13 protein-coding genes and 2 pseudogenes are annotated in these 16,131 nt (G+C 27.2%); 11 read left to right on the forward strand and 4 right to left on the reverse strand.

The features are described 5' to 3' along the window. Positions 1 to 46 precede the first annotated feature (46 nt). The 5 genes and pseudogenes from CLPA_RS01140 (at position 47) to CLPA_RS01160 (ending at position 4,724) form a co-directional block, all read left to right on the forward strand. Positions 47 to 1,057 carry a CotS family spore coat protein gene (locus CLPA_RS01140; protein WP_003440641.1) on the forward strand — a complete coding sequence of 337 codons (1,011 nt, stop codon included), beginning with the start codon at positions 47 to 49 and terminating at the stop codon, positions 1,055 to 1,057. A gap of 8 nt (positions 1,058 to 1,065) precedes the next feature. Then, positions 1,066 to 1,278 carry a hypothetical protein gene (locus CLPA_RS01145; RefSeq protein WP_003440642.1) on the forward strand — a complete coding sequence of 71 codons (213 nt, stop codon included), beginning with the start codon at positions 1,066 to 1,068 and terminating at the stop codon, positions 1,276 to 1,278. 6 nt (positions 1,279 to 1,284) lie between these two features. After that, entirely contained in the window at positions 1,285 to 2,043 is a 759-nt protein-coding gene (locus CLPA_RS01150; RefSeq protein WP_003440643.1) for a protein kinase family protein, read from the forward strand. A 142-nt stretch (positions 2,044 to 2,185) separates the two neighbouring features. Beyond that, the gene (locus CLPA_RS01155) at positions 2,186 to 3,214 is read left to right on the forward strand and encodes a CotS family spore coat protein (RefSeq protein WP_003440644.1); all 1,029 of its coding nucleotides are present in this window, start codon (positions 2,186 to 2,188) and stop codon (positions 3,212 to 3,214) included. Positions 3,215 to 3,395: 181 nt separating this feature from the next. Further along, positions 3,396 to 4,724: pseudogene (locus CLPA_RS01160) on the forward strand (IS701 family transposase). A 20-nt stretch (positions 4,725 to 4,744) separates the two neighbouring features. Here the strand turns inward: CLPA_RS01160 and CLPA_RS01165 are convergent. Beyond that, positions 4,745 to 5,872 carry a glycosyltransferase family 4 protein gene (locus CLPA_RS01165; protein WP_034830471.1) on the reverse strand — a complete coding sequence of 376 codons (1,128 nt, stop codon included), beginning with the start codon at positions 5,870 to 5,872 and terminating at the stop codon, positions 4,745 to 4,747. A 183-nt stretch (positions 5,873 to 6,055) separates the two neighbouring features. On the opposite strand from CLPA_RS01165, the gene CLPA_RS01170 reads away from it, so the two are divergent. The 5 genes from CLPA_RS01170 to ispE all read left to right on the forward strand — a co-directional run bounded on the left by CLPA_RS01170 (position 6,056) and on the right by ispE (position 11,688). Continuing rightward, positions 6,056 to 7,060, forward strand: a complete 1,005-nt coding sequence (locus tag CLPA_RS01170; RefSeq protein WP_003440649.1) for a CotS family spore coat protein — start codon at positions 6,056 to 6,058, stop codon at positions 7,058 to 7,060. 114 nt (positions 7,061 to 7,174) lie between these two features. After that, a complete protein-coding gene (gene yabG / locus CLPA_RS01175; protein WP_003440652.1) occupies positions 7,175 to 8,155 on the forward strand; it encodes a sporulation peptidase YabG in 981 nt (326 codons plus the stop codon). A gap of 245 nt (positions 8,156 to 8,400) precedes the next feature. Beyond that, on the forward strand, positions 8,401 to 8,637 hold the full coding sequence (locus tag CLPA_RS01180; protein ID WP_003440655.1) for a Veg family protein: 237 nt from the start codon (positions 8,401 to 8,403) through the stop codon (positions 8,635 to 8,637). Between the two features lie 510 nt (positions 8,638 to 9,147). Then, the gene (locus CLPA_RS01185; protein ID WP_003440657.1) at positions 9,148 to 10,710 is read left to right on the forward strand and encodes a DUF3794 and LysM peptidoglycan-binding domain-containing protein; all 1,563 of its coding nucleotides are present in this window, start codon (positions 9,148 to 9,150) and stop codon (positions 10,708 to 10,710) included. A gap of 135 nt (positions 10,711 to 10,845) precedes the next feature. Beyond that, complete coding sequence (gene ispE, locus CLPA_RS01190; protein ID WP_003440660.1) at positions 10,846 to 11,688, forward strand: 4-(cytidine 5'-diphospho)-2-C-methyl-D-erythritol kinase; 843 nt, start codon at positions 10,846 to 10,848, stop codon at positions 11,686 to 11,688. A gap of 117 nt (positions 11,689 to 11,805) precedes the next feature. On the opposite strand, the gene CLPA_RS01195 is transcribed toward ispE, so the two are convergent. After that, positions 11,806 to 12,690: an HDOD domain-containing protein gene (locus CLPA_RS01195; protein ID WP_003440664.1), complete on the reverse strand. Its 885-nt coding sequence runs from the start codon at positions 12,688 to 12,690 to the stop codon at positions 11,806 to 11,808. 514 nt (positions 12,691 to 13,204) lie between these two features. Beyond that, entirely contained in the window at positions 13,205 to 13,618 is a 414-nt protein-coding gene (locus tag CLPA_RS01200) for a LysM peptidoglycan-binding domain-containing protein (RefSeq protein ID WP_003440666.1), read from the reverse strand. A 150-nt stretch (positions 13,619 to 13,768) separates the two neighbouring features. Between CLPA_RS01200 and spoIIR the strand changes: the two are divergent. Beyond that, a pseudogene (gene spoIIR, locus CLPA_RS21500) lies at positions 13,769 to 14,386 on the forward strand (stage II sporulation protein R); the annotation flags it as partial. Positions 14,387 to 14,912: 526 nt separating this feature from the next. On the opposite strand, the gene CLPA_RS01210 reads toward spoIIR, so the two are convergent. After that, positions 14,913 to 16,076, reverse strand: coding sequence for an MGDG synthase family glycosyltransferase (locus CLPA_RS01210; RefSeq protein WP_003440673.1), 1,164 nt, complete (start codon positions 16,074 to 16,076; stop codon positions 14,913 to 14,915). Between the last annotated feature and the right edge of the window lie 55 nt (positions 16,077 to 16,131).

Genomic DNA, 16,131 nt, shown 5'->3' on the forward strand with positions numbered 1-16,131 from the left:
AAAACTCATATAATGAATCAGAACAATGCTTAGTGGAGGCATAGTTATGCAAACAGAAGCTATAATAAAGCTGATAATGGATAATTATGAAATAGGTGTAGATAAAGTTACAAAGATAAAAAATGTTTATAAATTAGAAGGAAAATCAGAGAAGTATTGTCTTAAGATTGTTCATTATGAATATGGACATTTTTTATTCATATTAGAAGCCATGAAACATCTAATCAATAGAGGTTTTAATAATGTACTTAAAATAATAAAAAATAGAGAAGGTAAAGAGTATATAAAATTTGGTGAGAATTATGCATATCTTACAAAATGGGCTATAGCTAGAGAATGTAATTATGATAATCCTCTAGATTTAGTGTTAGCCTCTTCTACCCTTGCTAGTTTGCATAAAAAAAGCGAAGGTTTTGTTGTCACAAAAGAAATGCACCCAAGATATAATTGGCTTAAATGGCCAGAAGTGTTTACTACCAGAATAGATGAAATGTTAGATTTTAATGATAGAATTCAAAAGAAAGATAACAAGACAGAATTTGATTATAGGTACAAAGATGTGATTGACAAAGAGATCAATAGAGCTAATAGAAGTATAATGAATTTAAATAAGACAGATTATTGTCATAAAATGAAAACAGAGATGAAAAAAAATGGATACTGTCATCATGATTTTGCACATCACAATGTACTTATAGATAAAGAGCAAGAGGTAGTAATAATAGATTTTGATTATTGTATTTTAGATACTCATCTTCATGATTTATCAAGTCTTTTAATAAGAAAAATGAAGAATGGTAAATGGGATATGGACAATGCTCTTTATGTGTTAGATGCATATAATTCCATATATTCTATAGAAAAAAGTGACATACCTGTTATGACTGCATTTATGGAATTTCCACAGGATTTTTGGCAAGTAGGTATTCAATATTATTGGGAAAAACAACCTTGGGGAGAGGAGTTTTTCCTAAATAAATTAAAGAAGATAGAACTTGACATAGATGAAAGACAAGAATTCCTAGAGAAATTTAGAAATTTAGATTACGGAGGTTAGGTAAGGCTATGGGAAAACACAAGCATATAAATAATAAGTGTATTGAAACTGTAAATGTAGATGAAAAGGATATAAATGATTATGATAAAAAGATTGAAGAATTAAGTGAGAGAGTTAAGAGGTTAAAAAGGATTAAAAGGAGAACAAAAAAACTTGCTGAACTAGAGCAGAAGGAGCATGAAATAATAAGAAAATTAAGTAAGCATCATAAATCGAGGTGATTATCTATGGCTGAAAGTAGAATAATTTCCTTAGAGCAATATTTAAATGAAAGTAATATTAGATTAACAAATAATAGTTTTGATAATGTATTGGAAAATATTACTGAAAATAAAGTTTTAGAGCAAATAGATACTATATATGGTTTTCATAAGTCTGTGCTGGGATGTAATTCCATAATTTTTAAATCTATCCCAAATAAAATAGGAAAGACTGTTGAAAAATATAAAATACGCATAAAAAATTTAAAAAGAGATTTAAAAGGCTTTAAGGATAAAAGTACTTTAAATGAATTTGAAAATATGGTGTTAAAGACTTCAGATAATTATTTAAGCAGGGCAGAAAAGTGTATTGATATAGTAAATCGATGTAATTATATAAACTTAGTTAAAAGAAGTATGCAAAGATTTGAAATTTGTCTTGGAAATACTTATTTTGATAATCTTAGAAATAGTGATGGATTAGAAATAAATAGTTTAAAAAAGTGTGCTTATAATATGCTGGAAATGGATGGTATATATTTAATCAACAAGGTTAAGAAAAATAAAAACGATATAGATTTAGAAAAAATAATAAACTATTTTTGTAAAATAGAACAATTTGATAAGTACAGTAATAATTTTATTAGAGCCTTAATATCCTATCCCCATGCATATATGAAGTGTTGTGAGAGATACAGATTAAGCAAAAAGCAGTGGGATATAAATGAATATGTCATGAGCCTTAATAGAGCCATGAAACTTGATTGTAATGATATTATCCTATGACTAGGTATTTGCTGCTCTCATTCTAATAATAGATGAATATACCTTTGTAAAAGATACTAAAAATTTAATGACTTATTAAAATTTAGACTGACTATAATATAAATTATGATTAATATATTCATTAATAGGAGGAGGTTATGTTATGGTGGATTTAGGATATAGGGATAAAGCTTATTTGTCCAAATATGATTTAGATATAAGACTTTTTGAAAAATTTAACTTAAAGGTTACAGATTTAGTTCCTGTAAGGAAAGTATTTTTAATTAATACCGATAAAGGGGATAAAATATTAAAGAGAATAGATTGTACTTTAGATGAATTTCATTTTATAGTGGAAGCTCTAAAATATATAAATAGAAGTTTTAGCTTCATAATGGATTTTGAAGATAGTATAGATAATAAAAAATATGCTCAGTGGAAAGGCGAGTACTATTGTATTATGGATAAAATTGAAGGCAGAGAATGCGAATTCAGTAATCCTGTAGATTTATCTATATCATCTAAAGGACTTGGAAAGCTTCATAGGGCATCAGAAGGCTTTAGGTATAAAAATTCTAATAAAAATATATGTGGTAATCTCTTAAAAAATATTACAAGAAAAAGAGAAGAAATATTATTTTTTAAGAGAATGGTAAGTCTCTATGAGAACAGATCGGAGTTTGACAAAATATTTTTAGACAATGTGGATATTTATATAGAGAAAATTGACAAGTGTTTGGAATTTTTAAACAATACTCCTTATTATAAACTTTGCAGTGAAGAGGATAAGATAGTGTTATGTCATCATGATCTTGCTCATCATAATATAATAATTAATAATGATAAGGCTTACTTTATAGATTTTGATTTTTCTGTAATTGATTTAAAGGTTCATGACTTATGCAATTTTATAAACAAGGTAATAAAGAATTTTTCTTTTGATATAGATAAGGCGAAAACTATTTTAGATAATTACTGTAGTACTAATACATTAAGTAAAAATGAACTCAGTGTATTACTGGGAATGATGACTTTTCCAGAAGACTTTTATGATATTTCAAAAGATTATTATTCTAAGAGAAAAGACTGGGAAGAAAATATTTTTGTATCTAGGCTAAATAGAAAAATTAGGTTTGAACCAGATAGAGAAGAATTCTTGCAGGAATTTAGAGAAGAAATAGATAAATTTTAAAATATGAATATAAAAAATTAGCCCTTTAAACTGAGTAATTCAGATATAAAGGGTTTTTTATTTTAAGTACACCACTTTACAAGTAATTAAAAAATACCAAAAAATACAACGTACCAAATACCTCTAAAATATCAATACTAACTTTGAAAGAAACCAGTAGAGAATGGAGGTATCTGGTACTATGGTTAGTATTGACCAAAAATCATTAATTCAAACAATAAAAATTTATTTAAGTGAATATAGATCAATTTTTAAGAAGCGAAGCTTTGTTATATTTGTTATACTCATTGAAGCTATACTAGCGGTTTAAGAGCTTCGCTCAATAAAATTTTTATATGATAATTTTATAAAAAAATATTGGACTAAAGTTCTAAATAGCTTTTATTACTTTTTATCCTACACCAAGTTTTCGGTAGAGAGTTTAATGATAGTTACAGTTAGAATAGCATTAACTCTCATTCCAGAAGATATAAAATCATCTATTACTATATTCTTAATTGTAGATGATACTCTTCAACCTAAATTTGGGAACAAATTTGATTGTTATAGTAAACTTTTTGACCATACACAGCATAATGGTACTTCGTACTTAAATGGGCATTGTTTTGTATCGTTAGTTATAAATATACCTATACTTTTTAATGGAAAAATCAAGTATATTAGCCTACCCGTAGGGTATAAGCTCTATGATAAAACAAAAAGTAAACTTGAAATTGCAGGTAATATGATTGTAAATGTTATGCCACTACTTATAGATTATCAAGTTATTGTACTATGCGACAGCTGGTATACTAAAAAGCCATTTTTAAAAATATCAAAGAATTTCAATAACATTAATGTAATAGGGGCAGTTCGTTCTGATACGTGCTTATATGATTTACAGCCTAAACCTACAGGTAAAAGAGGACGCCCAAGAAAAAAAGGTGAAAAACTCAATATTAAAAACTTTAACTATGAAAAAGTAGATAACTACTATATAGCAACTAAAAAAGTAATAACAAACTTATTTGATGAACCAGTATTTGTAACTGTAAGCACTACAGATATTGATAAATTTTCATCTGTAAGGTTATATATTAGCTCTATAGAACCTTCAGAATTGGAAGTTTTTAAGAACTACAATACTGATGACTTAACTATCGATAAAAACAAACCACATCTTATTCCATTTTATACATACAAAATAAGATGGAACATAGAAGTTATTTTTTATCAACATAAATTCTTCTGGTCTTTTGGTAAATATATGGTAAGGTCTCAAGAGGCTATAGAGAAATATGTTAACTTACTGGCTATCGCCTACAGTTTTACGGTAATATTACCTTTTATAAATAAAGCTTTTTCGAAATACCAATTTAAGAGTCCCCAGGTAACTAAAAATACTATATCTTACCAAATGTCAAAAGAATTAATATTACGCACTTTCGTGCAAAAGCTACAAAAGAACAAAATTCAAGAAGAAGTTCTAAAGGTAATTAATTCCTTGGCTTCTCAAGATAACGCTAGTTAATTTTATTGTAAAGTGGTGTTTTAAGTATTTTTAAATACTTTTTTATATATATTTAAGGTTGAAAGAGCAGTATTTTCCCAGATGAAATTTTTACTTATACTTAAACCCTTATGGATTAAATTTTTCCTTAAATTCTCATCATTCAGGCCTTTATAAAGTGCATCACAAATCTTGTCTTCATCTCTTGGATCTACAAGTAAACTACAATTATTGAGTATCTCGGGAAGAGAGGTAACATTTGATGATACCACAGGTACACCACAGGCCATAGCCTCTACAGGAGGAAGACCGAAACCTTCATATAGGGATAGATATGCAAAAAGCTTTGCTGAATTATAAAGGTATGGCATATAATTTATAGGAATAAAACCAGGGAATATAACTTTGTCTTCAATATGGAGCTTTTGAGCACAACTTTTATAGTTCTTATAGGATTTTCCCTTTGTACCTGCAATGACCAGCTTTAAATCATTTGGAGTTTTTGCTATAAGTTTTTTAAAGGCATGTAAAAGACCTATTATATTCTTTCTGGGGCTAAAGCCACCTACATACAATATGAAATCTCCAGTTATTCCATAAGTATTTTTAATAATTTTCTTACTCAGCTCTTTATTTAAAGGTCTATATATATTTTCAGCTGCAAGATAAGTCACATATATCTTATTAGCTGGAAAATTAAATGTTTTTGCTATATCATTTTTTGAAAAATTTGATACTGTTATAATAGCATCACAAATAGACACTATGCTAGGTAATTCTTCGTTAAATATATGAAGATACCTATCGCTTACAGTATCAGGCATTTTATAGGGAATTACATCATGTAAGGTTATAATAAAGGGACATGTCTTTTCTAAAGGAAGTCCAACTCCATTTTGTGGTACATGATATAATTCTATACTTTTATTATTTAAAATATTGGGTATATTAACTTGATCCCAAAAATTATTATTAGTTTTTTCATTTATATTATTTATTTTAAATTTATTAGAAAAGTTTATATCTATGTTTGAAGCTTCAGGCATAAATAATAAATAATCATTAATAGTATCAATTTTATTTAGACAGTTTATGAGCTGATAAGTATATGTTCCAATACCAGTACCTCTATAGAGTTTAGCAGCTCGTGCATCTATTCCTATTCTCATAATATATTTACCTTTCATAATTGCTTCACTTTAGTATATTAATATAAGTTAAAAAATGTTAATAATTTTGTATATTTGCCATGATTACTTAAAACAAATTGTTAATCAGTAACTTGTACAATAAATTTATTCTAAAAAAGTAATAATAATCATATACATATTTCTATGGGGGGTGATTAAAAGATGATGAGGGAATTTGAAATAGAAAGGCAATTTGATTTAAAGATTGAATCTATTAAACCCAATAGAGGAGTGTATTATTTAAAAACAAATAAAGGCAATAAATGCCTTAAAAAAATAGATTATGGTATTCAAAAGCTTCTATTTGTTTATTCTGCAAAAGAACATCTTATTTCAAAAGGATTTACAAAAGTGGATAGATACTGTTTAAATACTGAAGGCAATCCCTATGCACTTGTAAATGAAGATATATATACACTTTCAGAGTGGATTGAAGGCAGAGAGTGTAATTTTCATGATGATGCAGAGTTAATAAATGCATCTGAAACTCTTGCTATATTGCATGAGAGATCAAAAGGATATGAACCACCGGAAAATAGTAAATTAAAAACAGATCTGGGAAGGTGGCCTCATCTTATGGAAAAGAGAGTCAGATCCTTTGAAAAAATGAGGGATATGGCTAGAAAGAAAAGTAATAAAGCTCAATTTGATTTAAACTATATTAAAAATTATGATTTTTTTAAGAAAATTGGACTAAAGGCCATAAAGATTTTAAATACTTCTGAATATATGAACTTATGTAAAAAGACTGAGGAAGAAAAGGCATTTTGCCACCATGATTATACTTATCATAACATAATTATAGATAATGAAAATAAGGTGAATATTATTGATTTTGATTATTGTAAAAGAGAAATAAGGGCATATGATTTATCAAATTATTTGATGAAGGTACTGAAAAGATGTGACTGGGATATTAAATATGCAAAGCTGATAATTGATGCCTATAATAAAATATCGCCGTTAGAAGAAGGTGAATACAGAGTATTATTTGCATTTCTACTCTTTCCACAACGTTTTTGGAGGCTTTCCAATAGATTTTATTATAATGAAGTCAATTGGGGACAAAGTACTTTTAATAAAAAAATACAAGAACTGATAGATGAGAGAGAAAAGTATAACAAATTTATTGATGATTTTAAAGAAATGTATAATCAAGAGGAATAAGAGATTATATGATAATTAGTTAAGTCATGTAAAATATATTTATATTTTACATGACTTTTAACATTTTTCCGCTATATTTCATAGAATGTAATAGTAATTTTATGGAGTGAAATTATGAAAATAGGAGATATAGTAGTAAGAAAGTCTTATGATAAAGATGTAACTTTTAAAATTATTGATATTAAGGATACTGATAAAGGTACAATGTATGTACTTAATGGAGTTAATTTAAGAATAGTTGCAGATTCACCCTTAGAAGACCTTGAACAGGTTGATGAAGATAATATTGGATTATCTGATGTTGTATTTAATAAAAAGGTCAATGAATCCATAAAAAATATAATTGAGTCCAGAAGAAATAATAGAAAAACTGGAAAATATAAAAATCACAAAAAGAAAAAAAGAGAAAAATCTTACAGAGAATCTAAAGATACAAGCAGCAGCAGGCAAACTGCATTAGCAGAAATTTATCCTAGAGATCTAAAAAAAATTAAAATTACTCAAGTTGAAAATAGTGATAGTATGATATTCAGCAGACCTGGTAAAATACTGCATGTAGATGGAGACCCTAATTATCTGGATGTTTGTATTAAAGTATATAAACAGCTTTCCATAAATGCAATAGGAAAAGTAATTTCTGAAAGTGAGCAGCCTTCAAAGATAGTTGATATTGTAAAGGAAGTTAAACCGGATATAGTAGTAATAACAGGCCATGACGGGGTGGCAAAAGGAGTAAAGGATTATTTTGATTTAAATAATTATAGAAATTCAAAATATTTTGTTGACTCTGTAGCACGATTAAGAGATTATGAACCTAATTATGATGATCTGGTAATATATGCAGGGGCATGTCAGTCATTTTACGAGGCAATTTTGGATGCAGGTGCTAATTATGCAAGTTCTCCTGAAAGAGTTCTTATACATTGTTTGGATCCGGTTTTTGTATGTCAAAAGGTTGCTTATACAAATATAAATGATATTGTCAATATAAGAGAAGTGGTCAGTAATACAATAACTGGTGCAAAAGGAGTAGGAGGACTTCAAACCAGAGGTAAATGCAGAGAAGGATATCCACGTTCAGCTTTTTTCAAGTAAAATAAATTTTTTTGGTTATTATAGTTAGTGTAATAATTATTTGTATGCTTATTTTATAAAAAGCTAGTTATTATATAACAGATTAAAGTAATGGGAGGAATATAGCTAAAATAAATCTAAAGTTTATTTTATTAACAAAAATTTTACCTTGACAACTTGTATTATTTACTGTTAAAATAATAAGTTTACTTGACATCTATAAATTTATATTATATAATATATGATATGGAAAGAGGGTGTTTTACGTGGAGAAAATGAATGTGTTAGATTCTATTAAAAGAAATATTGAGGACCACTTGGGAGAGAAAGTAGTTTTGAAGGCAAATAGTGGAAGAAAAAGAGTTGTGGTCAATAATGGAGTTATAGAAAAAACTTATCCTAGTATATTTGTGGTTAGATTAGAGTCAGACACCCAAAGGAAAGTCACATATAGTTATTCGGATGTATTAACTAAAACAGTTCAATTAGTTTTTGCAGTATAGTAAAAACGATACTAAATTTTTAGTATCGTTTTTTTATTAAGTAGTTTGTGTACCGAAAATTATTAATACTTTAACTTATATGCTTTGCAGTATTATTTAACAAAACATAAGTATAAAAATTCAAGGTAATAAAAAAGAAAGATGGTGGGTTCCATCTTTCAACTATGGTATAAAAGGGTATTGAGAATTTATGAGAGGTTATATGGTCAATAACCATCTTCTATATTACGTGATGTTGTGAATTTTGTCAATAAGTTTAAGTGATTTACAATATAAAACATAAGTATATTTAAATAAATATGTTGAAATAAGAATTAATATGTAGAAAATACAATAAAGATTAAAGGAAAATAGCTACTTTTTAATTTTTATAAAAAATAATTATTCTAATTTTTGGATCATGTAAAATAAAAATAATTAAAAAAATTATCATATTTCTAAGGGAATACTTATATACATTATATAAGGTATCTCAAATACCTTAGGTATTTCATAGGAGGGATAGGTAATATGGCTATAGAGTTAGTTAAAGAGAATATAGAATATGAACAGTTATTGGGGGAAAATACAGCGGATACTGTAGTACAGGAAGAATACATTATACCAGACACTCAACCGGATGTATTAAAGATACTTATGGTAGATGCAAAACCTTCTATAACCAATACAGAAGTAATGCAGGACAAGGTATATATAGAAGGACAAGTACAGTTTGATGTAATTTATCTAGGTAAGGCAGAAGAGAATACAGAAATATGTGGAGTTTCTTATTCAGCTAAATTCAGTAATTATGTAGAAATAGAGGGTGCTGCCCATAAGATGATTTCTAATGCAGATTATGATGTAGAACATATTAATTGTAATGCTGTAAATGAAAGAAAGATATCTGTTGAGGGAATAATCAAGCTTAGATCAGAAGTATACAATAAAAATGAATTGGAGATAGTCAAGGATGTTACAGGGCTTGGAGATGTTCAATTTCTTAGGAATCCAACTTCTATTGATAAGGTAGCCAATAATACATCTGTGGATTTAGTGGCTAAATCACATTTACAGGTTCCTATGGAAAATCCTCAAATTGGAAACATATTAAAATACGATGTTAATATCCATAAAAAACAATTAAAGATACTAGAGGGTAAGATAGGTATAGAAGCATTTGCTCAAATAAATGTTTTATATAAAGGTAAAGATACTGCAGACGTATTTAGTTTGTCTGATGATGTACCTTTAACGCAGGAAGTTGAAGTGGAAGATGTAAATTCAACTATGAATGCATATGGAGAATTTACTGTGGATGCTACAGAATGTAATATAAAAGAAGATGATTTAGGGGAGAATAGAAATATTGATATAGAAGCTTTAGTAAAAGCTAATATAAAAATTCAGAGTAGAGAAAATTTAGATGTTATACAGGATGCATATTCACCAGATTTAAATCTTAAAATAGAGAAAAAAGATTATGAGTTTAATTTAGTACATGGTCAGGGAAATACCGAAAATATAGTTAAAGAAAATCTTGAAATTAAAGAAGAAAATGCAGTTCCTACGGAAGTAATCTTAGCTACTGGAAAGGTTTCTGTAACGGATAAAAAATTAGTAGAGGATAAATTATCAATAGAAGGAATAGTAAATGTTTCTGTTATTTATAAAATAAATAGTGAAAAGGATAATTTAAGTTCATTAAATGAAGATATACCATTTACAAGTACTGTAGATATACCTGGTGCCAAAATAGATATGAATTCTGTTGCAAAGGTTGATTTGGATAATATTGAGGCTTCAATTGAAGCTAATACAATAGCAATTAAAGCAATTGTATCTGTATATGGAAGGGTAAACTACAATTCAAATAAAGATTTTCTTATAAATATAGTTCCACTAGAAGGTGAAAAGCCTAAAAAGAAGGCCAGTGTTACCATATATACTACTCAAGCAGGAGATACATTATGGAAAATTGCTAAAGTATACTTTACTACAGTGGAATCAATAGTTGATATTAATGGTATAGAAAATACAGATTATGTTTTGCCAGGACAAAAACTTATAATTCCGGGAAGGGCTGTAATATAGCTTATTAATAAAAATTAAAAATGATATACTTAGGAAGTATTGGAACTAAAACCTTTTAGCACTGAACTATAGGTGCTTAAAGGCTTTTTTGTTATAATGTAGATGTAGATTTAAATTAATACGGAGGAGAAAAACATGTTAGTAAAAGCATATGCGAAAATAAACATATCTCTAGATATAGTGGGCAAGCGAGAGGATGGCTATCATCTATTGAGAATGATAATGCAGACAATTAATTTGTATGACTTAATAAATATAAATAAAATAAGCAATGGGATAGAATTAAGTTGTGATAAACCATACGTACCTACCGATTGTAAAAATATAGCTTATAAAGCTGCACAGCTTTTTATGAATACTTATAATATAAAATCAGGTATTAGTATTGAGATAAATAAAAATATACCAGTAGCTGCTGGACTTGCAGGTGGTAGTACAGATGCGGCGGCAGTACTGCGTGCTATGAGGAGTATTTTTAATATTGATGCAGATGATAAAGAACTTATAGAGCTTGGGTTAAAATTAGGTGCAGATGTGCCCTATTGTATAGTGGGCGGTACTGCCCTATGTGAAGGTATAGGAGAGCAAATTACTACTTTGGAATTATTTAAAGATAAAATATTGGTATTGGTTAAACCTAATTTTGGAGTATCTACAAAAGAAGTGTATAAAAATTTTGATATGGAGAAAGTCTTTAAGCACCCAGATACAGAGGCTCTAATGGAAGCTATGAGAAAAAATGATTTGGAATTTGTAAGTAAAAATATGAAAAATTTACTTGAAAATGTTACACTTAAGAAATACAGTATATTAAAAAATATTAAAGATCTAATTATAAGAGATGGTGCTTTGGGAGCTATGATGAGTGGAAGCGGACCTAGTATTTTTGGATTTTTTGATGACAGTATAAAAGCGCAGCAGTGCTTTGAAAATCTAAAGAAAAAATATGATGAGACTTACATAACCAGAACTATATGATATTTATAGTTTATATGAAATATTTTTGAGAGTAATTATGGTTTTTGGTAGGAACGTTTACAAGATCTTTGAAGTGATTAGATTATTAATAAATAATCTATCACAAAATAATTATGGCTAAATTGCCATTTTGGCTTTAAAAATTGAATTATCTAACATCTTTAATACTTCATCAACTTTTGCAGGTAACTCTTTACTGATTTCTTCAATATCTTTCATGGTTAGTCCTAAGGAATCAGTAACTGTTTTATTTAATACATAAAAAGTATTAAGACATAACAGTTTTTCGTAATATAAGGTACTAATGGAATCAGCTACACTCATAACATTAACTTCTTCTATATATTCAGTGGCAAGCAATGGTGTGTGATGATAGGTAATTACAGCTTCCACATCTTTTGGGAAATTCCATTTTTTAGATAACCAATTTCCAATATCGCAGTGGGTACAACCTTCCATTACAGTTCTTTCAGCAACAATTTGATGAACTCCCCTTAATTCTATTTTTACAACTTCGTTAATAATTCCAGGTAAGCAAATATCAAGTACAGCATTTCCTATATCATGTACTAATCCATAGGCAAAATATTTATACTTATCTTTTAAGGCTAATTTATCAGCTATAGCGGTGGCCGCTATGGATGTACCTAAACAATGCTTCAAATATTTTAATCTGTCAATTGAGTCTGATCTGCCAAGATTGTCGGGAAGTAAACATTTAATTAAATAAGATAGTACTAGACGATAAAGTGTAGTTGTGCCCAGATACATTATAGATTCTTTTAAACTATCAACCTTTTTAGGAATTTTAAAATAACCAGAGTTTATCATTTGAAGAAGAGAGAACTTTAATGTTGACCATTTTGAGATTTCATCTACAAGATTATCTATATCTATTTTATCAGATGTCTGTAATATAGATATCATATTGGTAATTTCTTTATTTATTTTAGGTAATCTATGAGACTGCTCAATATAATTTATAATTTCTGATTTATTCATAGTAAATACCTCCTAAATTATTTTATATTATTTTTAATATATACATGATAAGATAAAGTTTTATAAATTCAGAGTTCTTAATTAAACTTGTTTATGCGCAATTCACTAGATTATTTATGGTAGAAATTATCTTAGTAGATTTACTTCTTATTTTGGAAAAATCCCTACATTCATCAATTTATTTTACAATTTATGACTATTAAATACATATACTCCTTATTTTTTATATTACATATTATACTACAAAAATATAAAAAGTTAATATTTATATAATGTTAAAAATAATAAAATATTGGTGTATTCTATTTTCAATCTATAGTGAAGCTACATTTAAGCTTGAAATTAATAGATACAAATATAGTATTATCAAGGCTTATAAATTTTTTAGTTTTAGTTTCAAACTAGTTTCACTATAGATAAACGATATGAAAACTTAATTTACGCATTGATAAAACAGAATATTTTAAATGCTTTTACTTATAAAGATTAATTATTAAAGTTGTTTATCTATAATTTAAATTTTATGTTTTATGGGGATTAGTATTTGTTCCCCTGGGTATAGTGACTCATCTATGTTGTTTTTAATTTTAATAATATATGCAGTTCTAAAAGGATTGCATTCCGGAAGAAATTGTTCTGATATAGTTATAAGATTATCTCCTGTTCTTACAGTATATATGATATAATCAGCACTTAAAAAAATATATATTTCATATAATTTTATGGAAATCAGCATTAAAATGCATATAATAGCAATAATTATAGAAAGAAATATAAATTTTATTGAATCATGTTTATCATTTCTAATTAAAGTTACTACAATTCCAGCTTCTAATAGAAGAGTAGAAAGTATGCCAACTTTAAAGGTTCTTTTTTCTTCCTCTGTTTTATTTATATTAAAACTTAAAATTTTAAATATATTTTTCATAAGATTAAGGCCCCTTATAAATAACGTATTTCAGTTAATATTTTTGTCATAAATATTAATTTATAAACTAAAAAATTTTTTATCTGTGAATATAAATTTTATTTATGTAAATAATTTACAATATAAATTTTATTTTAGGGGGATTTATTAATGAAAAAGGGAATTGTTTTAATAATAATATTATTATTTAGTAGTATATTAATTTGGAATTATAATAAAAATACAGATGTTATTACAGAAGATGTTAAAGTTAAAGCTATTAGTGGAAAGGCTGATCAACAGAGTGTAGCCAAAAAGATAATAAGACTTCATATTTTAGCCAATAGTGATTCCAATGAAGATCAAGCTTTAAAGTTAAAAGTAAGAGATAAAGTATTAGAATACATTTCACCTAAACTTAGTAATTCTAAAAGTATTGATGAATCTAGAGAAATACTTAAAAAATATGATAAAGATATTAATGATATAGCTGAAAAAGTAATAAAAGAAAATGGTTATAATTATTCTGTTAAGACAGAATTGAGCTATACAGATTTCCCAGTTAAGCTTTATGGAAATATAATACTTCCTCAGGGAAGATATGAAGCCTATAGAATTTTAATAGGCAATGCAAAGGGACATAACTGGTGGTGTGTTATGTTTCCGCCTCTTTGTTTTACTGATATAACTAAAGGGAATGTAGAACCAAAAAAAACTCAGGAAGAAATGAAAAGTGTTTTAACTAAAGGAGAGTATGAATTAGTAGATAATAGTTCAAATAACAATAACTCAGGTAATAAAAGTACTTCTACAGCTGTAGATAAAAATATAAAGGAAAATGACAATAAAAATGACAATAAAGATATTAATAAAAGTAATAGTATAGATGGAAATAATAGCAGCAGTAATAATGAAAATAGCGGGGGAAATGACATTAAAAGTAAATCCAAATCTGTAATTAATAAAAAAAATAATGACAATAAGTTACAGAATAATAGTATAAAAAATAACCAAAGTAAGCCTGTAAATAAAAGTAATAATGAAAATAGATCCAGTGAAAATATAACTGCTGACAATGAGAATACTGCACAGATTTCTACATCAAATGATAATAATGTAAATAATATTGGGGATGAACAGAAGGAAAATAAATCAGAGGGCAATAAAAAGACTTCTGAAAACAATGATAAGAATATTGTAAATACAGCGGATAACCAAAAAATAGTAGTGAAATTTAAATTAGTAGATGAATTTAAAAAATTGGGAAATATACTAGATAAAATATAAATAAATAGGCCTTAAAAAGCCTCTTTATTTATATTTCCATATCATTTTTCATAATGGCAATTTCTCTTCTTTTAATTAGGTCATTTATAACATTAAAAATTTTATAATCACAATTTGGCTTTGAGAATTTTTTACAATTACCTTTCATTATTTTTAGGGTTTCAGATGAAGATAAAAGATCCTCAATTTTTTTTCTGCAATTATTGCCATTACCTATACTTATGGCAAGATTATGTTTCAATAAGAATTCCTCATTTTTTTCTTCCTGCCCTGGAATAGGTGAAAAGAGAACTAAGGGTAATTCGCATATTAAGGCTTCTGATATAGTTAAACCCCCAGGTTTTGTAATGAGAATGTCACTGCATTTCATGTATTTGTTAACATCTTTAGTAAAACCTAGTATTTTGGTATCTATATTGGAAGATTCACTGAGAGACATAAGTTTTGCATATAATTTTTTGTTTTTACCTGTAATTACTATTATTTGAGCATCTTTATTAGTAGAACTGGCAAGTTCAGAATATATATTTGAAATTCTTCCCATACCAAGACTGCCGCCCATGATAAGTATAACTTTTTTATCTGGATCTAAACTCAGTTCTTTTAGGGTATCTTTTCGATCGTATTTATCAAAAAAATCAAAGCTCACAGGTATACCTAAGTCAAATATGGAATTTCTATTTATACCTTGATGTATCATTTCTTCTATCATATCTCCATTAGAAACTATGTAAGAATCAACTTCTGGATATATCCAAAAACTATGGGGGGCATAATCGGTGATTATACAAGCAATAGGAATATTGATTTTACCTTTTTTCTTTAATATTGATACCATTTCTACTGGATACCAATGAGTACATATTATTATATCTGGTTTGAATTTTTCTATTGCTGATAATATTTTATTTGCCATAATTTTAGTTAATTTATTTTTAAAAGATGATATACCATCAGTTTTATTAGTGCTCTCTGTAATTTTGTAAATTTTCCCAAAAAGTGAAGGCTTAATTTTTAAAGTATTAAGGTATCCCCCTATTAAAACTTTATTTAAAATTGGATTTATATATTTTATTGTATCTAAAATTTTAACTTCTGAAGCTGGTTCGAATTTAAAAATATAGTCTTTAAGTGCAAGAGCTGCGTGTTTATGCCCTCCGCCTGCTGAAACTGAAAGTATTAAAGCTCTCATTATTTTCACCTTTCAATTAAATTAAACTGCAAATATTAATTATATATGTATAGTC

The organism is Clostridium pasteurianum DSM 525 = ATCC 6013 (genome assembly GCF_000807255.1).
Classification (GTDB): domain Bacteria; phylum Bacillota; class Clostridia; order Clostridiales; family Clostridiaceae; genus Clostridium_I; species Clostridium_I pasteurianum.